Raw genomic sequence first — 19362 nt, forward strand, 5'->3', positions numbered from 1 at the left:
TCTTTGTTAACGAAAGAGTCCGACGAAACCAATAAAGTAAGGTATCTGACTGCGGTAATATAAATCAACATATGTTCATCTCGGAGATGCTGTCCTCTCTCCGGCGCACCGATGGGTCGGTTGACCCGCTTCGACTTGCGCTCTCACTCCTCGTTGCGCTTACGGTGTTTGTCCCGGCCATCGGGATTGGCTTGCAAACAGCACTGGCGGTGCCGTATCCACTGTTACTTCTCACAGGTCTCGTCGGTGCGAGCTACACGGTGGTGGTGTGGTACAAGGGTGAACTCGTGGTTGGGAGTGCTGTCGCCGTCGTCATCCTCTCTATGTTCAACGCAGAAGTACCATTGACGCGACCAGCGGCGCTCTATCCGGGGAACGTTGTCGGTGACGTCGTCCTCGTGCAAGTGCCACTCGCTCTCCTCACGTGCCTCATCCTCTGGAAGGGCACTTCGCGATCCATGCTCGTCGCTCCCACGCTCACGTTTGGCGCGTTCACAGTTTGGAGCCTAATGAGTGCGCTGCTGGGTGCGGGTCCGAACACCGCTATCGCGCTTTCGTTCGCGCTCTACCTCTCGTTCGGTGTCGCGACGCTGGTTACGTTCTCGTGGGTCGTCCGCGATGGACAGCTACCGTTTCGAACTCTATTAATCATCTTTGTCGGGAGCGTAATGGCCCACGTCGGTGTCGCCATCGCCCAACTACTAAATCAGGGCACGTTCGGTCTCACCCGCCTTGGCGAGGGGGCTGATGCCATCATCGCTACCGCAACCGTCCCGCTCGTCGGCGAGGTTGGCTTCGGCACGTTCGTGAGCGGCTTCACTGGCATGTCGTTCCATCTTGCGAACCTCATCGTCCTCATGGTTCCGATGTTCATTGCGCTGGCCTACCGGACGTTCGGCTTCCGGCTGAGCCTCGGAGTTTTCGTCTTAGTCGCGTTCGGGCTGGTTCGCGCCACCACCACAGACGCTGGACGTGGCGGGCTGATGGTCGCCGTCGTCGGCTTCACACTGTTCGTCGCGTGGGCGTATTTCGACGTCATCAAACAGCATGCCCGAGCGCCTGCGTCCAAACACCTGGTGAAGCCAGTATTCGGGTGGGTGGGAGCGATACTCGCGAGCATCCCACTGCTGGTATATCCCTCGTCTGCGACGAGCCAATCATCACACACCAAGGTTGAGAACCCCGTAAAAGGGAACCCGAGCAATGGTGGGGTGGGTGGCGAGACGACTCGCCTCGACGTGCTGTTAGAGCAACTATCTTCGATGTCGATTCCGTTCTTCGATCTTTCGAACCTCGGGGTTCGCGTCCAGCAGTATCTCGTGGGTTTCGACCTGTTCTTTCAATATCCGTTGTTCGGAATTGGCGGCATGAACTACGTCTTGATGGCGAACGAATATGGAGTCCCATCGCGACCAGGGGCGGATCTCCCCTACCCGATTCACAATATCTATATCACCGTTCTGGTCGAGACTGGCTTCATTGGCTTCGCCTTCTACACGCTCACTATTGGCCTCGTCATGCTGTATGGACTTAGACTGTTGCGTGACCCAGCCACTGACCGCCTGCTGGTCGCAGGTGTGATGGGAGGCCTGCTCGGGTCGCTCGGTTTCGCCTTTTGGGACATCTTCCAGTTGTATTCAGTCGTCGGCTTCATCCCGTTCTGGCTGCTCGCAGGCGGATTAGTTGGAGAATACCTGCGAGTTCAGCCCTCAAGCTCGGTTTCAACGAGCTGATCTACCGTCTGTTTGAAGCGTTCCTTACCGAACGCATCTTCGACGTTGGTGAGATCCTTCCTGAGTCGCGCTTGTTCTTTGTCATTGCTGAGAACGCGGTCTATCTTGTTGACTGCGTCGGACACTGAGGTGTAACGAAGCAATTCCTCTTGTCCAACAATCTCTCGTTGGCCACCGCTATCATGGACGAACGGGATTGCCCCGCCTGCGACGAATTCGGCGACTGCGATGCCGAAGTGCTCGTTTCGCATCCCATGGATGCCATACCGGTAGGTGCAGACGAACTCAATGAGTTGCTCGCGACTGACGGAGCCTTCGAGAATCACACAGTTAGTTTCCGCGACGCGCTCGCGTATTTGTTCGTAGTATTCCTCGTCTTCAGGTGGGCCGAGGATGTGGAGGGGGACGTCGTGACCCATCTCGTTGAGCCGCGCGACGATTTCGATGATGACCTTGATGCGCTTGCTTGCGTCGATGCGCCCGATTGCAACGAAGCCAGCCTCGCGCTCGTCCCACGGGTGAGGGTCGAAACCGGTCGTATCCACAGGCGGGTAAACGGGGGTTGGTTTGATTCCGTGGACGATCTCTGTTAGATTCGCCGTCCACTCTGAGTTCGCAAGCAGCGTCGCGTTCTCGGGCGTGTGTCGGTAGTGGCCACTCACGATGTCGGAGATGTCGTCGTAGACCCGGCGAAAGAAACCGCGCGATTCGATGTCGTCGGGGATGGCCCGTCGGTTGAACATCGGGTAGTGAATGTACTGGAGCGAGCAAGTCCCGAAGTTGAACTCGCCGAAGGTACTCACGACAAGGTCGTATTCGGCGAACTCATCACGTAAGGTGGCTCCGAAGATGCTGGCGTGCAATCGCCCGAGACCGCTTTCTGTGATAGCGTCCCAGAACTGGTATGATTTCTTGAGGGCTGTGCCAGCGAGCCCACCATCAGTGATTGCGAGTGGGATTCGAACTGTGGTGTTGAAGTACTGGTTAAGGAAGTCGACGTCGACGTCCGAGAGGGTGTAGAGTGTGAGGTCGTGGTTGTCCTGGAGGGCTTCTATGACGTTCATGCAAACGGCTTCGCCGCCACCAGTTCTGATGATTGGATGGTAAATCGCGATGTTCGCCATCTATCCGAAGTACTCCAGTGTCGCTTTAAGCGTTTTCCGCTCTTGGTGAGAGAATTCTCCGATAGCGAATAGCGAGAGCAGGTAGGCCGTGCCCGCGAGGACTCCCGCGGTGAGTAACCCGACGAGTGAATAACCAATCACGTGATACACGAAGATGGCGACTCCACTAAGTATTGCTGTCCCCACGCACACGTTTCGAATCGTGTCGATTGGCGGTCGCCACGGGATGTGCCGCTCGGTCACGGCGGTCGCGAACATTAAGTAGAAGCCGAAACTGACTAGCGTCGCACCCGCAGCCCCCTCAAAGCCGTATCGGGGAATCGCAAGGAAGTTGAGACCGACGTTCAATAGCGTGGCAACCAACACACCAAAGAACATAGTCCCCGTCTTTTCTTTGACCTCGAGACCCTTGTGGGCGAGCATCGCGAGGTGGAAGAGAAACACGCTGATGGCGATGATCGGAATGATGGTGTGGCCCTCGAAGTAGGCTTTATCGAGCAAGATTCCACTTAGTGCGCGACTCGAAACGGCTACAAGGGCGGTCACTGGAACGCCGACGATGAGGAGATAGCGCGTCATCTCACTCACGGCCGATTGGACCGAGGAAGGGTTGTTACCTTCCCACGTGTTCATGATGATGGAGTGTGATGCCTGGATGACCGGTGCGAGCGCGAGTGGGAGTGCCTTGTTCGCGAGTTCGTAGTTCGAAGCGTACAGTCCAACGGCGCGGCTGTTCATTAGAAACTGGAGGAGGACACGGTCGATGAACGATAGCAGCGTAAATCCCAGCAACCAGCCAATCATCGGGAATCCAAAGGTAACCATCCGCTTCAGGACGGTGCGTTGGACGGCGAAACGGGGGCGTTCGAGCCCCCAATTCCAGATGAGCGAAACGCTCACGACCGTTCCAATCGCCGCGCCAACCATCCACCCGACGGGGTGGTCAAAGACGAGGATTGCGAGTGGGAGGCCGAGCAACAAGTGGCTCCCCGAGTTGCACATCTTGAGGAGTGCCGCGCGCTTGGAGTCAAGGCGTGCCTGCAGGAGCGATTTCGTGACGCTGAAAAGCGACTGGGCGATGACGAGCATCAAGCCACCGGCGAATAGCCAGCGGAATGTCTCATCATCGAACGGTCGGGCGAGATACACCAAGATGCCGACCATGAGTGCCACACCGATTACACTAGCAAGTGAAACGAGTGCGTTCGCTATCAATGGGGCCGTCTCAAGTTCGGGTTCAAGACGGAGGATAGACTGGCCGATCCAGCCTGCGGCGATGGTTGAGGCAACCATCACGAACACCATCGCAAGGGCGTACTGTCCGTATAGGTCGGGTGAGAACGCCCGCGTCAACACGACGATAGCGGCGGTGCCAACCATCGCTGGGAGGATAGCGCCAACGGCGTAGTGGCCGAAATCTTGGAAGAACTGGGTCGTGAGGTTGTCGATTCTTCGATTCACTTAGTCTCTCACCATGTTTATGTTAACTCCGATACTCATACGATCACTTTAGGGCACCTCACACTGGACGGTCGAATATACTTCTCGACTATCCACCAACATCTTAGTACCGCTTTCAGTCGTGACTTCTGGACCAATCGGGTTTTGTGTAGCTACTCGTGATAGCCAAGCGCACGGAGGCGGTTGGTGACGGCTTCGTGGTTCACCTGCTGGGTGCTGTCGTATTCTGTAGGAGTATACGTATCTTTATCTTCGGCTGCGGTTCGAATCCAAGGGACGTGCTTGACCGACTTGAGCGGGACGTTGCCGTGGCCGTAGTAACCACCTTCCCCGAATGCGTTGCCATGGTCTGCGGAGATGACGACAGTCTCTGCGTCTATGTTCGAGAGGAGAACGTCCTCTAAGTGATTCAGTACGTATTTGAGGTTGCTCTTGTAGGCGGCCCACAACTCCGCCTTCGATGCGTCTAGGTCGCCATCGCGATAGCGTTCCCAGAGATCCTTCGGTTGCTCTTCGGTTCCCCAGGAGCCAGCGTTTGGGTCGAATCCTTCGTGCCAGTCACCGCGAATCTCGCCGACGAACGGGATGTGAGGCTGCATGTAGTGGACGATCATGCGTTCTGTGTCGCTTTCCCGCCAAGTCTGAATCGCCCGGTCAGAAATGATTTCCGGGTGAATCGTTCCTTCGGTGTCGTCCCAGCCGTATTTCCAAACCTCATCGAGCGTTATGAAGGGATGGTCGTCGCTGAACACGGTGTCCGTGAACGGATTACCCGTGATATACGCTGTCGATTCGATGTCGTCACGATGTTGGGAAAGTTGTTCACCCGTGAAGTTGCGCACCAACCATTCTTTCGAGTAGCCAGCAAGCGATGGGAACGAGGGAATGCAACTGGGAAGGAAGTCGTAGTCGGCTTTGACCTCGTCCATCAAGTCCACGCGACAGGCGTCGAGAATCAAAAGAACGTCCCAGTCCTCAGTATATATCGACCGTCCCTGTGGGCCGAATCGCTCGAATTTCGGTAGCAGACCCGCCCAGAACTGCCGACCGAACGTCGTCGTGCCTCCCACTTTGCCGCGTCGACGAACCTCGCTCGCGAATTGCGCTCCCCAATACCGGATGTCGACCATTATTGCGGATATTCTTTGAAAAGCCGTTTAGTGTTTGTGTTCAGCAATCGACGTGTCACGTACAGAACCGTGGGCTGATTATTTCGCGTCCACAATTGACTCGATGACAACCCAGAACTGACGGACGACAATTTTCATATCGAACCAAAACGACTGCTTTTGAATATATTCCATATCATACCTTAGCTTAGCCCTTGGTGACGTACTCGAAACCCCATTTATTTGAGCGAGCCCAGTCAACCCCGGCTTCACAAACCATCGCTTACGCCACGCTCCCATCCCATCCTCCAAGTGCAACTCCTCGTTTGTCCAGACAGCTCGTGGTCCGATCACGCTCATATCTCCCTTCAGTATCGACCAGAGTTGTGGAATCTCATCAAGATGCGTGATACGAAGTATTCGACCAATTCGTGTAATTCGCGTATTTTCAGCATCACTGATGGGCGTTGAATCCTCACTTTCCGGGAGCATTGTCCGGAACTTATACACTTGAAATGTCTCCCCGCGCTCTGCAGTCCGCTCTTGACTGTAGAAAATTGGCCCCTTACTATCCAGTTTCACTGCGAGAGCAAGCAATACCATCACTGGCGCTAACACCACCAATCCAACCAGCGAAAACACCACGTCAAACGCCCGTTTGACCATGTAGTCCTGCCAGTCCCAGGGCTCGATATCCACCGCTCGAATCGTTTCGTGGTTCGATCCTTTGGTCAGCACGCCGTCTGCGTGGCGTTCGTGAATCTTTGCGTTCACACCCGTCGCATGGCACGTTTCAAGCGTCCCAAAGAACTCAGCTCTGTCCGTACTCGAAAACGCCAACAAGACAGTATCCACGTCGTACTCGACGAGAATACTCTCCAACCGAGACAATCCTCCGAGACACGGTAGTTCCTCAAAGCTCATACCACCGTCTGCCATCGCCCCGCCCGGTATCCCCGACTGCTTTCGTGCATGATCAATCCCGCGGTCGGGCATCGGCGGCGCGACGTATCCCAACACTGGGAGCTCCGTCTCCTCGAACATCTCCATCATGCCGTGCAGGTCGTCTCCCACCAGAATTGCCTGCTCTCCGACATCCGGAGATTTCCGTATCCCGACGAACCATGCGGGGAGCAGCCCGAACAGCAAACCGACCACCAACAGTAGCGTCGTCCGCGGCAGCCGATAGGTGTAGTCAAAGTAGCCAATCGCCGCGAGCGCCAGCCCAGCGATCAGGACGCGCTTGTGGGTCGTCGCAATCACGTCGAGAATACGCCGTGGCTGGGGCTTGAACAGGGGAAACATCGCGCCGAGCACGACGGCGGTCGTCGTGAGCACTGCCAACGCGAGCGCGCCGCCCGTCAACGTCGTCGCTGGCAGGCGCTCTACCACGGGGAGCATCGTCAGCCCGCGCTGGGCGAGTGGATGGTTGGCCACTTGTACGGCTAACACGGTCAGCAGCGACGTCCCCACGACGCTCGCGATGCGATACGCCCACCCAGAGACCATTGAGAAAATAACTGCACGGAACCAGCATAAATTCTGTGTATGTGACCTAACCGCCAGATGGACAGATGATTGCGGTGACAAAACGCCATCCAGCGTAGGATGACTTCCTGCCTGCAGCCGCCAGACCGTCCTTGACGAACTGTCTCCGTCGCTCGGTCTCACCAAGTGAGACTCAGCGAACCCCTCTATCCACCCTCTCAGCGTCTGTTTACTCGATGACAATCGACGAACTCACAGACGCGGGCATGGCGCAGATGACCGACGACGAGATTCGCGGATTCCTGTCGAGCCAGCACGTGGGCGTGCTTGCGTTGCCGACCGACGGCGCGCCGAGCATGCGACCGTTGTCGTTCTGGTACGACGGAGACCACGGGCTCTACTTCCTGTACATCCTCGGGGACTCGAGCCGTAAGGCGTTGTTGAGCGACGAGGCAGCAGCCGCCCGCTTCCTCGTCTACCGTGCGGAGGCGCTGTTCAACTGGCGCAGCGTGTTGCTCACGGGGACCATCGACGCGGTTCCCGAAACAGAACGCGCCGCATTGGACGCGAAGACAGCCAGCCAGCGCCGTCCCGACCTGTTCAAGCAAGCGCTCGCCACGGCGGAGACGGCGCTCTACCGGTTCGACATCACGGAGTGGACGGGCGTCGAGCACCTCGGGCTCCCGGCTGGGTTTGAAGAACCCACGTCTACCGACTGAGGGGGTCACTCCGAACTACTCGCTTCGAGAGTATTGCGGAATTTCACGTAGAGTGGTCGAGCACAGTACCACCCCGTATCGATCATCGAATCGAAGATTAGTCGTGCTTTTTCGGGGTAAAGTCGTCCTCGCTTCACCAATACTACGAGGAGATACGCTGTTCCTCGTGTTTGCATACCTTCTGTCTCTGCGACGTCTCTCCCATACCGTTCGTCCATTACCGCGATACCGTTTTTCCGACTCGGCTATGTCGAGGACGGCGGTGTCGGCGGCACGTAAATTCGAATTCTGTTGTAATCGTTCGATAAACGGTGTTTGAGTAGCCGAAGAAGCCTCAAAAATGCCCGATTCGATACATTGTTCGACACGTCGAGCATCTTGGTAACCGTTCGGCGCGGCTGAATCGCTATGCTGCACTCGGGTTGGAACATCGGTGGGTCTCTCGGCGGCGTCTCAATTCGGGAGGCGGGTGACGCGGAAGACGTAGTCATCGTAGGCGGCATCGAGGTTCGTTGGGCTCTCCTCGTCGGTGTGAGCTTCGCAGAGATACGCAACGGCTTCGACTGGCCCGTGTCCGGTCTCTTCTAAGTAGCGTTCGAGGACGAGAAACGTGGCGCGTTCAGTGCATCCACGGCGGTGGCACTCGCGAGGCGAATCCGAATACTCGAACACGTCGCCGTTGGCTTCCGTGTACTCTTCGCGGACGACGTCGGGCGGTTCTGATTCGTCCCTGCGAGCCTGTGCCTCTGCGAGGTCTCGCTCGCGCTGTCGTCGCTCCTGGTTGTCGGCCTGCTTCTCACGCCCCTCTTTGGTATCTGCCATCGTTCAACAAATGACCGCTCGGGGGATAACGTTGCGGACGTGCTGCATCGCGGTCGACGAATAACGCCACGACCGCGGTAGCTGGGAGGCGTTCACAACGATACCAAGAAAACGCCCACGGCCGTACGTGGAAACGTGAGGGAGTTCAGCCTTCCCTATCTACGAAGTCACGCATCAATTCCACGCACAGGTCTGGCTTTTCGCGTGGCAGCCAGTGGGCGACGTCGTCGATGACCTGGCACTCCCCGTTCGGCAATCGCACGGCGGCGCGTTCGCTCCATTTCGGGGGGAAGAGTTCGTCCTCTGCGCCGTGTAAGAGGAGCGTCGGCGTCTCGACGTCGCCAAGCCTGTCTGTGTAGACAGTTCGATACCCGGCGCGCGTCACCTCGTGTTTGCGCCAGCTTCGAAATGCCGTCGCGACGCCCGGGCGCTGCAGTTGGTCGTAGAAGGCGTCGACCACGTCCTCGGTGATGGTGTCCATGTCGTGGACGATGCTTCCGAGGCTGGCGCGGGCGAGCGACCGACTGCGCTTCAGCAGGCCAATCGAGACGCGGTTGAACACGGGGGCCTGTGCGAGGACGTAGGTAAGCAGTCCGTTTGGCAACTCTCGGCCGAGGCCGTAGCTGTCGACGAGCACGAGTCGGTCCACGCGGTCCGGGTCACGGAGTGTAAAGCCGAGTGCCACCCCACCCCCGAGCGAGATGCCCGCGAGGGTCGTGTGGTCGAGGCCGACGGCGTCGAGGAAGCCACCGAGCAACTCGACGTGACGGTCGGTCGTGTACTCGATGTCTGGAATATCACTCCGGCCGTAGCCGAGCATATCGAGGGCGTAGACGTGATGCGTCTCCGCGAGCGGTTCGATGACGGCTCCCCACGAGAGGTGTGCGGCGTCTACGATGCCGCCGTGAAGCAGAACGACGGGTGGGCCGCTGTCGCCGGCTTCGAGGTAGTGGAGGTCGTGGCCGGCGACCGAGATGGTGTGACTCTGGACGGCGGTGCTCATGTCGATTTACTTGTCCTTCAGTGTGAAAGGTTCTTGCCCGCTTCGATGCCGGACAATGCTAACTGTTAACGATTCTCGCATCGATGTGCTCTCCATGGCCCAGTCGAATCGGGCCTGTCACGGGGAGGGGGCTATGACATCATCAAGCGACCTAGAGACGATTGCATCGGCGGACGGAACGCAAATCGCATACAAGCGCACGGGACGGGGGCCGCCGCTCGTCCTCGTTCACGGAACGAGTGCGGACCACACGAGTTGGAACGCAATCACGCCCCACCTCGCAGACCACGTCACCCTGTACGCGATGGTTCGACGTGGTCGTGGCAAGAGCGGTGACACAGACGAATACGCTCTCGACCGAGAGGCAGAAGACGTCGCCTCGCTCGTCGAAACTATCGGCGAGACGGTAGTGCTGTTCGGTCACTCCTTTGGGGCGCTTTGTGCACTGGAGGCCGCCTTGCGAACGAACACTCTTCGGGGCCTCGTTCTCTACGAACCGGTGATTCCGGTCGATGGTCACGACCTCTACGACGACCACGTGCTCGCTGAGATGCAATCCCTACTCGACGAGGGAGAGACCGAAGCAATGTTGCTTCTGTTCTTACGCGAGGTCGTGGACCTCTCAGCCGACCAAATCGACGCGCTCCGCGCCTCACCTGCGTGGCCGTCTCGCGTGAACGCGGCCCACACGGTACTGCGCGAGGCGGCGGTAGAGGAGGGGTATGTGTTCGACCCGCGACGGTTTGCCGAGTTGACGACGCCGACGCTCTTGCTCACGGGGAGCGAGAGTGCGGCGTCGATTACCGACGCGACGACGGCAATCGCGAAAGCGCTTCCGAACAGTCGAATCGTCACGCTAGAGGGTCAGGAGCACGTCGCCTACTACACTGCGCCAGAACTGTTTGCCGAGACGGTGCTCGAATTCGCTCGCGAGGTTTCGTAGCGAATATCGGCACGTAGGTGTCCCCTCGTCGAATCAAAAATCTGCGTCTGACAACGCAAACCGATTCGCGTGCGTGAGCGTCGTCCACCCGAGAATCCGCCGGTCGTTCACGGGTCGGCCCACCGACTCGATGGCGTCGAGATACGCGTCGTCGGCCCACTGCGAGTAGGCGAGTTCGTACACCGACGCCCCCTCCTCTCGTTCGGTGTCGGTGTAGCCGTCCTCGCCGAGGCCCCACGCCCAGCCGTCGCTGCTCGCGACGAAGCGTGCGTAGAAGGCAAACGCCTGTCGGAGTGCGCTTTCTGTGCCGCCTTTCGTCCGGAACTCATAGAGGTTCTCGTCGTAGTGGCGGGCGAGTTCTGCGGTCAGGGCGAGGGCTTTCAGGCCGTACAGTGAGTACGAGAGGCCGTCGTCGCGCTGGCGTTCGTATTCGAGGATGCCGTTCGCCTGGAGTTGTTCTACGGCGTACTCGCGCCAGTCGCGGAAGGCAATGCGAAGGGTATTCTGGTCGCCGAGGTACGCGGCGGCGACGGCGCGGGCGAGAATCCACCAGGCGTAGATGTTGTTGCGGATGACGCCCGTATAGCGGTCGAGGCCGCGCCCGGCGTTCATGTCGTCGAGGTACGCCCGCACCCATTCGCGGAAGGTAGCTTCACCGCCGTCGACGGCCTCCCACGCGAGGTGACCCGACACGAAGGAAGCGCCGTAAATCATCGCCGGGATGGTGATGTGGAGTTCGATGGAGAAGTACGCCTCCCCGTTGTTTCGCCCGGAGGGAACCATCCCCGTGCGCGAGTCGAGACACCAGTGGTCGAGCAGCGCGACGGCCTGCTCCGCGTAGCGGTCGTCCTCGGTGAAGGCGTAGGCCAGTCCGAGGTCGCGAATCGCGTGGCTCGTCGTCATCGCGAGGAGGTAGTCGCCGCGGTCTACGCCGCTGGTGGCGAACTGGCGGGCATCGACGCCGGGGGGTGCACCGTTCTCGACGACGCTTCGCGGAGCCACGTCGAGCGCCCGGTCTGCGTCCCGCATGAGCGCGAGGAAGCCGGCGTACCAGGGGTCAGCGCGCGCGGTGACTTTCTCTCTGATACTGGCGAGTTCCCCGATGTCGAGCAACCCGGCATAGAGGACGCGATTCACGTCTGGGGCGGGCGTCGTCGGTGAGGGCGTCTGCGTCGGGGTTTCGTCGTCAGTCGGTGGCTGTGGCGACGGGTCGGGTACGGTGCTCGGCTCTGTTGGCGGCGTGTCACACCCGGCGAGGGCGAGTGCGCCTGCGCCAAGCGCGGTTCGTAACACGTTCCGGCGGGTCCACGGAGCGGGCGCTCGTCGCGCGTCCGTCCTCGGCCGCCCGGGGGAGGTACGTTCCCGTGTGTTCACTCCTGCCACCTCGTTCCTTGCGTGAGTTACCTCACTCGTGTGAGAGAAGGGCAGCCACGAATTTATCTTGAACGCAGGCGCAAAAACCCCGTCCTCAACGAGCGAAGCGCGTATGGTGGGGTAGTCACCAAATTAGGCGAGAAAACCACTGAACTCGTGGGACGAATCGTCGCACAGTGTGTGACCAACTACGATTCGCGTGCCTCAGCTACCAGCTCGCCGTCCGTCTCTGTGCCTTCGTCCCCCGCACTTCGTCGTTCGCTCAGCCGTTCCCAAATCTCGACACATCCTGCACCGGGTTCGATATCCTGTAGGTGCGCTCGGTCAGTCTCCCGAGACTTTTTTATGTTACTCACAATCCTAGTAACGCCGTCTCCGTGATGGATGATAAACGTTTCTCAAAACCCCAATGACTGTTACGGAACGCGACAGATGGTACACAATGATCGACGACGATGCCACGCGGTTGCTCAATCGGCTCGATTTGAAGGAGTATGAACTGACGTCGCTCTACCACCTGCTGTCGCTCGGCCGGACGACCGCGCCGAACCTCGCCGAGGCGACCGGCATTCCCCGGGCGAGAATCTACAGCGTCTTAGAGGAACTCGGTGACAAGGGGTTCATCAAAATCATCCCGGGTCATCCAAAACAGTATCAACCGAAGTCACCACAGGAAATCCTCGCACGGGCAGAAGAGAACGAACGTCAGCGGTTCGAGTCGTATCGAACCTCCCTCGACGAAATTCGTGACGAATTTCTCGAAACATTCGAGCCACGCTATGAGCGTTCCAGTCAGGACATCCGACCTACTGAGGAACTGTTCTGGGCCGTCGACGTGGGCGACCCGAGCGAGACGGAAACACGGTTGCTCTATCAGGATGCCCGCGAAACGGTTTCTGTCCTGACGAAGAGTTTTGAGTACTTCCCCAGTATCGAACCCGCGTTCACCGCTGCTCTCGACCGTGGCGTCACCATCCGCGTACTGTTCTTGCATCCGGACCACCTTACCGACGAGAACAAGCTGGTTCAGCAAGAACGCGTTTCCACGCTAAAGGAGTCGTACCCGGAGGTCTCGGTCCGCTTCAGCAGTGAAAAGCTTCCGTGGCGCGGGACGTTCATCGACCCGAGCATGGCGTACGACTCGGGGCGCGCAATCTTGCTCGTCGAAGAAGTCGACGTCCCCCTCCACATGCGACAGGCTGCCGTCACCGAGAACGCCTCGTTCGTCGCTGGTCTCGACCGCTACTTCGAGCTTATCTGGACCCACGACAGCGTCGACGACCCTGTGCGTCACTAACCGCATGTGTCCCCTCGTTTACGGCGAGGAGGATGTCATTGCGTTTCCACCCGTCAGTCCGTTCGAACCCGATTGTACACCGTGTGGCCACACCGAGAACACTGCCGTGGAGCCGTTCGATACTCCTTTTGGCAGTTCGCACATTCCCAATTCGCCCCGAAGAGTTTGGTGAGAAGACTCATTGGGCAGTGCTTAGCGCACATCACTTATCCACATTTCGGCGCCAAAGATTTTTTACCGTCCCTGTTTTAGGCTTACCTAAAATGGGTGTCCGAAACCTGCTCACATCGCTCCAACCGAAATATCGGCGTGCAGATATTTCTGTCGCGTTGTACGTTGCGGCCTTCGAATCTGCGTCGGCTGACGACGAGGTAGCCTGAGCGGTGGGCTGTGAGCGGCGATGGTGTCTCTCTGGCTCCTCACAGTATGTGTCGAATACGTGACTGTTACGGTATTAGGACGTTCATTCTTAATTCAATATCTGACGAAGAGCAGGTGTATGTCGACACACAGGGGGTTGGAATTTGCAGACCAACCGAGGGAGGATTACACCATTCGATGGTACGACGAATCTGACCGGTCTGCAGTTATCGAGTTGTGCAATCTCGTCTCAAGTAACTGCAGTGAGGCGTGGTTTTCGTGGAAATACGAACAGCTCCCGTATGCAACGCATGTTCCCATTATCGTTGCCGAGAAAGCGGGTGAAATTGCCGCCATTCGCCCGTACATTTCACTGCCCCTCCAGTTGGGTGAGCAGACCGTCCCTGTAGCACAGCTCGTCGACTTAATCGTTCACCCGGACCACCGCCGACAGGGGCTGATGACGACCCTTTCTCGCTCGCTCAAAACCAGTTGCTGGAATGAGTTCGCAGCGACGTTCACGTTCGCGACATCGGCCGCGCGTGACGGCATTCTCAAGATGCAAAACGAACGCTGGACCGACCACGACCTCGGCTCGTTCGTGAAATACGAGCGCATCAACAACATGGCTGCGTTCACCGGGTCCGACACCTCGCCCTCCGTTCGCCTCGGGGCAGCGGTTGCGACGCCAGTCATCAAATTATCACACCATCTCCAAGAGCACTTTTTCACCGTTGACCCAACGATTCGCGTCGACCGCTACGAGTTCGTCCCGGTTTCAACCCTTTCGAGTCTCTATGCGCAGGCACCACCTGCTGGCGCCCACATTCGGCGCGATGACGACTTCTATCGGTGGCGGTTCATGGAACCTGGACAAGAGTTCATCACCTACGTCGCCTCCCGTGAGGAGACGCCGCTCGCAGCCATTGTCGTCGGCACAAAGCGGTCCCCAGACACGCCATCAACTGCCACCCTCGTCGAAGTGCTTCCATCGACGGGTGAGACCGCACTGGATGGGGCGTTTTCTTCGCTCCTTTCGCACATCACCAGCGACTTCGCGACGTACGACCATCTTTGTGCGACCGGTGGCGCGCTTTCCCACCAACTGCTCTCTACGTACGGATTCACACGAAGCGATATCTTCCCCCTCTCTAAATTCACTCACTCAGCGTATCTCCTCGTCTGTCCACTCGGCAGACTCGCATCCGACTCAGCCGCGATAGAACGCCTCACTCACGAAGCGGGATGGGCGACAACGCTCTGTGTCAGATCGCTTGGCTAGCGCGAGAGCGAGGAAATGGCGCGAGCTCGATGGACGCAACGCTGAAATCTCTTCCTACTCAGCCTGGACGCTATCTGACGTGAACTGTCTCCCGTGTTCCGTTAAGAAGCACTTTAATCCCCTTCTCTGCGTATATCGTTGGATCTGCAATGGGGGTATCGAACCCCGACTCCCGACCCAACGGTATCTGAAAGCCGAAGTACTGGGATTCGAACGTGTTCACGCCATTAAAATTCTCACTGACATGGGTTAACTACGTGTAACTCGCGAATACTTATTGAGTATAGTCCCGAGTTGCTGCGTATGAAAGGGGGGAAAGTGCTTGTTCTCGATAGCCAGGGGCCGAATTCGTTAGCCCTGTGTCGAACACTTGGTAAAAAAGGATTGTCCGTGACCGCAGGGGGGTACACACGGTATCTACCTGGAATGCTCTCTAAGTACACTGATGGATGGTACGTCCACCCGGACGTCACGTCAGACCAGACCGCGTTTGTGAACCATCTCTACGACCATCTCGAACAAAACGAGTATGCGGCGGTGTTTCCGGTCATCGACTCGACGACGACGGTTCTGTCGCGGCACAAAACGATGCTCGAGGAGACGGGGACGAAAGTTGGGACCGAAGACTGGGAGACGCACCTCAATGCGAACGACAAAAAACGGTTGTTCGAGTTGGCCGACGGAATTGACGTGCCGAGCCCAGAGACGTTCTCACCACAATCGATTGACGATGTCGCACAAATCGACGAAGCACGAACGTACACCGTCGTTATCAAACCTCGTCGGACGACGTACACGGACGTACGCGGACAGAGTTCCACAAATCGACTTTCGGGCCCAAATTACGTTCGTCCAGACGAGAATCTCGTCGAACGATTCGAGTCGATTATCGGGAAAAAACCGGCGCTCCAGTCTGAGTTCCCACTCATCCAGGAGTATATCGACGGGGTAGAGACGATGGCGACGGTCGGCCTCGCTGATAAGGGGAAACTCCTCACGTTCTTCCAGCACAAGAAATTCCGTGTGTATCCACCGTCTGGCGGCATCGGAGCGGTCCGACAAGGCACCTGGGAGCCACGGATGAAAGAGTACACAGAACGGGTGGTCGAAGCACTCGAGTGGAGCGGTCCGGTGCACGTAGAGTTCATGAAGATGCCGGACGGCGATTTCTACCTCATGGAGGTGAACGGACGGTACTGGGGGTCGCTTGCGTTGACGATCAATAGCGGTGTCGACATCCCATGGCTCCATTATAACCAACTCATCGAGAACCTCTCTATCAAGCGCCGAACACCGATTCGAACCCCAGCGCTTGATGGAGGTGTAGATATCACCAGAACCCAGCCGGTTGCGCCGAACTATCGGACCGATATCAAACAGCGAAAGCTGTTCTATACAGACATCCTCTGGCTTCAAGAACAGCTGTCACGCAATCAATACCAGGCGCTCGTCCCGTTCACCGCCTCGTTTTTCACGACGAAAGAAGAGTTCCTCAATCTAGACGACCCGCTCCCCTTCCTCGGTCTCATCCCTCGTTCGAGGAAGGTCCGGTCTAATCGGAAAAAAGGAATCTCTATGTACTGAGGCACATCGATGAGTTCTCTCTGGCAATTCATTAACGCGGTTGGCCTCGCGCCTCTCGTTCGGAAAAGTTACCTGCTGGTGCGAGCAGCCCCTAAGGGATGGCGCCACCGCGGTCGAATCGGGGACGTCACCGCCGAGTTTGCGACGACCTCGCTGCTCGAATATCAACGGGTGACGACCCTGTTTGGCGAGGAGCGAATCATCGAAGCGCTCTTAGACGACCTGGACGGGAGTGAAATCGTGTGGGACGTCGGCGCGAATGTGGGAATCTACGCCTGTTTCATCGCGAAAAAACTCACGTCGGGGGTTGTCATCGGATTTGAGCCGGAACCGGTTAACGAAACTCGGCTGCAACGCAATCTACAGGCAAACGCACCGCCCGAGAGATGGCAAACGGCCGCGATTGCCCTCTCGAACGTCGATGGGCCCGGCATGTTAGCCTCCGCAGATGACCGAGCGAGGGAAACCGAAGCAGGCGCGGGTCATCACTATCTCTCTGCGACCGATGGCTGGCTCCCTGTTGCGTGTAAACGCGGGGAGACTGTCATCGACGAGGGCCTGCCAGCGCCAACGATCTTGAAAATCGACGTGCAGGGTGCAGAGTTACAGGTCTTAGAGGGGATGGGAGACGCGCTGTCAACCGTCGAGCGCATCTACGCCGAACTCCACACAGAAAAGTGCCCACAACGGTACGGGACGTCCGTCGCGGAAGTCGAACAGTTCCTCCGCGATGCAGGGTTCACGCTTGAAAATCTCGGCACGCCGACCGGGGACCGACATGGCGTCTATTACATTCGTGCCAGCCGTCACACACCGTCTACCGTGTCCTAATGCGTGCTTGCGCTGGCGTTTGCGGACATCGCCGTCACCGTGACCCACCGATGAACAGTGCATGGCTCGAAGCGAGTAGCCGACGTATAACGAAGTCTCGAATTGGCGTGTATCACTCATACAACGCATCGCACTACGCCACCACTGTTGCAATCGATACTCGATTGCGAGACGCTGGAACGATAGTGTTGCACCTGTTCACATATGTCTGCACGCAACGATAACCTCCTCGCACTCCTTGCAAGCTCTGCGCTCGTCTTCCTCGGAGTTGGGCTCTCCTCTGTGTCTCGGTTCGCAGAACGCATCATCATCGCCCGCGCATTTACTCCCGCGGTGTACGGTGAGGTGACCCTCGGCCTCGCCATCATGTCTATCGGTATTACTATTGCGCTCGTTGGCCTGAACCATGGGATGCCGCGGTTCGTCTCGCGCTACGACGACGACCGTGACATCCGGGGTGTCTGGCTCGTTGGCTTTTGTTTTTCGTTGCTTACCAGTTTGGTTTTGGCTGGTCTCATCTTCCTGAACCTCGATTTCATCACCACGTACCTTTTCGACGACGCTGTGTCGACCGACCTGCTCACCATCTTCATCTTGCTTATTCCGGTGAACGTCGCGGTAAACATCGGGGTTGGCTTCCTGCGTGGGATGGAGAACACGAAGTACAAATTCTACGCAGAAGACCTCATCCGCCCTGGCGTTCGGTTGCTATTGCTCATCGTCATTCTTGGTGCGGGGTTCTCTATCATCGCCGTTGGCTACGCCTACGCCATCGCCTCGGTGCTCGGACTGTTCGTCGTCCACTACTTCGCAAACCGTCTCGTCCCCCTGTTCGGGCCGGTCAAAACGCATACACGAGAGATCGTTGTCTATTCACTCCCGCTCACGCTCGCGATGTTCCTCACCGTGTTGCTCACGCAGATGGACACGCTCATGGTGGGCTTTTTCCGCTCTTCGACCGAGGTCGGCCTCTACAACGCCGCCTACCCGCTCGCCAGCAGCCTCCTGCTGTTTATCTCCGCGTTTGGCTACCTGTATCTCCCTATCGTCTCCCGACTCGACGCCGATGGAAACTATGCGGAAATCTCCTCGATTTACCAAGTCACGACGAAATGGGGCTTTATCGCGTCCTTTCCGCCGTTTCTGGCTGTCTTCATCTTTTCAGACGACATCTTGTCGATGCTCTTCTCCCCGGAATACGCCCCTGCTGGGCTTGCCCTTACTATTCTCTCGCTTGGCTTCTTGACGGACGCGGCAATGGGTCACAATCGGACGACGCTCGCGGCACTTGGCTACACGACCCACATGCTGTTTGCCGACATCATCACGCTCACACTCAATCTCGTGTTGAACATTTTCTTGATTCCACGCTACGGGTTTGCGGGTGCGGCCGTCGCCACCTCTGCGGCGTACGTCGCGCGGAATCTGGTCGTGTATCTCGTGTTACGGCTGAAGTTCGGCATCACGCCGTTTTCGCGCATCACCACGACGACGTATCTCGTCGTCCCGCTTGTTCTCGTGCCGATTTCGTATCTCCTCTCGACGGTCATGACGATGACGCCAGTCTCGTTCGTCGCCTTCGTCATCGGAATTGGCCTCGCAGAACTCGTCATCATCACGGTCGCTGGCTGCCTCCAGCCAGAGGACGCCGTCTTCATCGAATTCCTCGAAAAACGGACTGGTAAAGAACTCACGTTCGTTCGCAACCATCTTCCACGAATACCCGAAGAGTGACGGCCTTCGCTGCAAGACCCGCGTGGATACTCACACCCAGTTTCGAGTCCTGTCCCGGTCGGCCACATTGCGCACTCGGATACCGTTCCTATTTTCGGTAGCAATTGGTAGTGGCCCGTGCAAAACGAGTCTCACCACGCATCGCTGGGCTTGGTGCGGAAGGGTTGCTACTGTTGGTTTTCGTCTGTGTCGGGGTGACAGCGGGCGCTATCAAGTACCACCTGCCACCAGCAATCACCTCACTCGACTGTCCGGTAACCGCGATTGGCGCAGTACCGAACGCGAGACGCGAGCCACCGGCAGCATCGAACGCTGCCGAGGATCGCGAAGCGCAGCTTCGCTCACCAGCAGAACGGCTTGCTGGCACGATTTCAAAGTCCCCGATATACGAGGACGTGAAATCGTAGTCCAGCGAAGCCGAATCACTGAAGAACACGCGAGCCACGTTCACCGCACCAACGTCGTCTCGGTCGGCTTGATAGCCACATCGAGCATTGT

At 57.8% G+C, this 19362-nt stretch carries 16 protein-coding genes and 1 pseudogene; 9 read left to right on the top strand and 8 right to left on the bottom strand.

What is annotated here, in order from left to right:
• Positions 1-71 precede the first annotated feature (71 nt).
• On the top strand, positions 72-1733 hold the full coding sequence (locus P1M51_RS01225) for an O-antigen ligase (protein WP_276274777.1): 1662 nt from the start codon (positions 72-74) through the stop codon (positions 1731-1733).
• On the opposite strand, the gene P1M51_RS01230 is transcribed toward P1M51_RS01225, so the two are convergent.
• From P1M51_RS01230 to P1M51_RS01245, 4 genes are all read right to left on the bottom strand, one after another.
• Positions 1703-2857, bottom strand: a complete 1155-nt coding sequence (locus P1M51_RS01230; protein ID WP_276246367.1) for a glycosyltransferase — start codon at positions 2855-2857, stop codon at positions 1703-1705. The two genes, P1M51_RS01225 and P1M51_RS01230, sit on opposite strands and share 31 nt — an antisense overlap.
• Positions 2858-4318, bottom strand: a complete 1461-nt coding sequence (locus P1M51_RS01235; protein ID WP_276246368.1) for a lipopolysaccharide biosynthesis protein — start codon at positions 4316-4318, stop codon at positions 2858-2860.
• Positions 4319-4470: 152 nt separating this feature from the next.
• The gene (locus tag P1M51_RS01240; protein WP_276246369.1) at positions 4471-5448 is read right to left on the bottom strand and encodes a hypothetical protein; all 978 of its coding nucleotides are present in this window, start codon (positions 5446-5448) and stop codon (positions 4471-4473) included.
• A 78-nt stretch (positions 5449-5526) separates the two neighbouring features.
• Positions 5527-6936 (bottom strand): sugar transferase, encoded by a 1410-nt coding sequence (locus tag P1M51_RS01245; protein WP_276274778.1) that lies wholly within the window; start codon positions 6934-6936, stop codon positions 5527-5529.
• A gap of 215 nt (positions 6937-7151) precedes the next feature.
• Between P1M51_RS01245 and P1M51_RS01250 the strand changes: the two genes are divergently transcribed.
• Positions 7152-7634 (top strand): pyridoxamine 5'-phosphate oxidase family protein, encoded by a 483-nt coding sequence (locus tag P1M51_RS01250; protein ID WP_276274779.1) that lies wholly within the window; start codon positions 7152-7154, stop codon positions 7632-7634.
• A 5-nt stretch (positions 7635-7639) separates the two neighbouring features.
• Here P1M51_RS01250 and P1M51_RS20075 read toward each other — a convergent pair whose 3' ends face one another.
• The 3 genes from P1M51_RS20075 to P1M51_RS01260 form a co-directional block, all read right to left on the bottom strand.
• A complete protein-coding gene (locus tag P1M51_RS20075) occupies positions 7640-7852 on the bottom strand; it encodes a DUF3368 domain-containing protein (RefSeq protein WP_369685310.1) in 213 nt (70 codons plus the stop codon).
• Positions 7853-8087: 235 nt separating this feature from the next.
• Positions 8088-8456 carry a hypothetical protein gene (locus tag P1M51_RS01255; RefSeq protein ID WP_276274780.1) on the bottom strand — a complete coding sequence of 123 codons (369 nt, stop codon included), beginning with the start codon at positions 8454-8456 and terminating at the stop codon, positions 8088-8090.
• A 145-nt stretch (positions 8457-8601) separates the two neighbouring features.
• Complete coding sequence (locus P1M51_RS01260) at positions 8602-9459, bottom strand: alpha/beta fold hydrolase (RefSeq protein WP_276274781.1); 858 nt, start codon at positions 9457-9459, stop codon at positions 8602-8604.
• A gap of 133 nt (positions 9460-9592) precedes the next feature.
• Between P1M51_RS01260 and P1M51_RS01265 the strand changes: the two genes are divergently transcribed.
• Positions 9593-10402 carry an alpha/beta fold hydrolase gene (locus P1M51_RS01265; protein ID WP_276274782.1) on the top strand — a complete coding sequence of 270 codons (810 nt, stop codon included), beginning with the start codon at positions 9593-9595 and terminating at the stop codon, positions 10400-10402.
• 33 nt (positions 10403-10435) lie between these two features.
• Here P1M51_RS01265 and P1M51_RS01270 read toward each other — a convergent pair whose 3' ends face one another.
• Complete coding sequence (locus P1M51_RS01270; protein WP_276274783.1) at positions 10436-11695, bottom strand: alginate lyase family protein; 1260 nt, start codon at positions 11693-11695, stop codon at positions 10436-10438.
• 523 nt (positions 11696-12218) lie between these two features.
• Here P1M51_RS01270 and P1M51_RS01275 point away from each other — a divergent pair.
• From P1M51_RS01275 to P1M51_RS01295, 6 genes and pseudogenes are all read left to right on the top strand, one after another.
• On the top strand, positions 12219-13073 hold the full coding sequence (locus P1M51_RS01275; protein WP_276274784.1) for a TrmB family transcriptional regulator: 855 nt from the start codon (positions 12219-12221) through the stop codon (positions 13071-13073).
• A 499-nt stretch (positions 13074-13572) separates the two neighbouring features.
• Positions 13573-13875, top strand: a pseudogene (locus tag P1M51_RS20080) (hypothetical protein); the annotation flags it as partial.
• A gap of 18 nt (positions 13876-13893) precedes the next feature.
• Complete coding sequence (locus tag P1M51_RS01280) at positions 13894-14715, top strand: hypothetical protein (RefSeq protein ID WP_276274785.1); 822 nt, start codon at positions 13894-13896, stop codon at positions 14713-14715.
• A 390-nt stretch (positions 14716-15105) separates the two neighbouring features.
• Complete coding sequence (locus P1M51_RS01285) at positions 15106-16299, top strand: ATP-grasp domain-containing protein (RefSeq protein ID WP_276274786.1); 1194 nt, start codon at positions 15106-15108, stop codon at positions 16297-16299.
• A gap of 78 nt (positions 16300-16377) precedes the next feature.
• The gene (locus P1M51_RS01290; protein ID WP_276246379.1) at positions 16378-17130 is read left to right on the top strand and encodes an FkbM family methyltransferase; all 753 of its coding nucleotides are present in this window, start codon (positions 16378-16380) and stop codon (positions 17128-17130) included.
• 204 nt (positions 17131-17334) lie between these two features.
• Positions 17335-18864, top strand: a complete 1530-nt coding sequence (locus P1M51_RS01295) for a flippase (protein ID WP_276274787.1) — start codon at positions 17335-17337, stop codon at positions 18862-18864.
• The last annotated feature ends 498 nt before the right edge of the window (positions 18865-19362 follow it).

The sequence above is a fragment of the Haladaptatus sp. QDMS2 genome (assembly GCF_029338295.1).
Lineage (GTDB): Archaea > Halobacteriota > Halobacteria > Halobacteriales > Halococcaceae > QDMS2.

Excerpts from the sequence above, each read along its gene's own strand:
- P1M51_RS01225 (WP_276274777.1), top strand. The coding sequence starts at position 72 with ATGTTCATCTCGGAGATGCTGTCCTCTCTCCGGCGCACCGATGGGTCG.
- P1M51_RS01230 (WP_276246367.1), bottom strand. The coding sequence starts at position 2,857 with ATGGCGAACATCGCGATTTACCATCCAATCATCAGAACTGGTGGCGGC.
- P1M51_RS01240 (WP_276246369.1), bottom strand. The coding sequence starts at position 5,448 with ATGGTCGACATCCGGTATTGGGGAGCGCAATTCGCGAGCGAGGTTCGT.
- P1M51_RS01245 (WP_276274778.1), bottom strand. The coding sequence starts at position 6,936 with ATGGTCTCTGGGTGGGCGTATCGCATCGCGAGCGTCGTGGGGACGTCG.
- P1M51_RS01250 (WP_276274779.1), top strand. The coding sequence starts at position 7,152 with ATGACAATCGACGAACTCACAGACGCGGGCATGGCGCAGATGACCGAC.
- P1M51_RS20075 (WP_369685310.1), bottom strand. The coding sequence starts at position 7,852 with ATGGACGAACGGTATGGGAGAGACGTCGCAGAGACAGAAGGTATGCAA.
- P1M51_RS01255 (WP_276274780.1), bottom strand. The coding sequence starts at position 8,456 with ATGGCAGATACCAAAGAGGGGCGTGAGAAGCAGGCCGACAACCAGGAG.
- P1M51_RS01260 (WP_276274781.1), bottom strand. The coding sequence starts at position 9,459 with ATGAGCACCGCCGTCCAGAGTCACACCATCTCGGTCGCCGGCCACGAC.
- P1M51_RS01265 (WP_276274782.1), top strand. The coding sequence starts at position 9,593 with ATGACATCATCAAGCGACCTAGAGACGATTGCATCGGCGGACGGAACG.
- P1M51_RS01275 (WP_276274784.1), top strand. The coding sequence starts at position 12,219 with ATGATCGACGACGATGCCACGCGGTTGCTCAATCGGCTCGATTTGAAG.
- P1M51_RS01280 (WP_276274785.1), top strand. The coding sequence starts at position 13,894 with ATGACGACCCTTTCTCGCTCGCTCAAAACCAGTTGCTGGAATGAGTTC.
- P1M51_RS01295 (WP_276274787.1), top strand. The coding sequence starts at position 17,335 with ATGTCTGCACGCAACGATAACCTCCTCGCACTCCTTGCAAGCTCTGCG.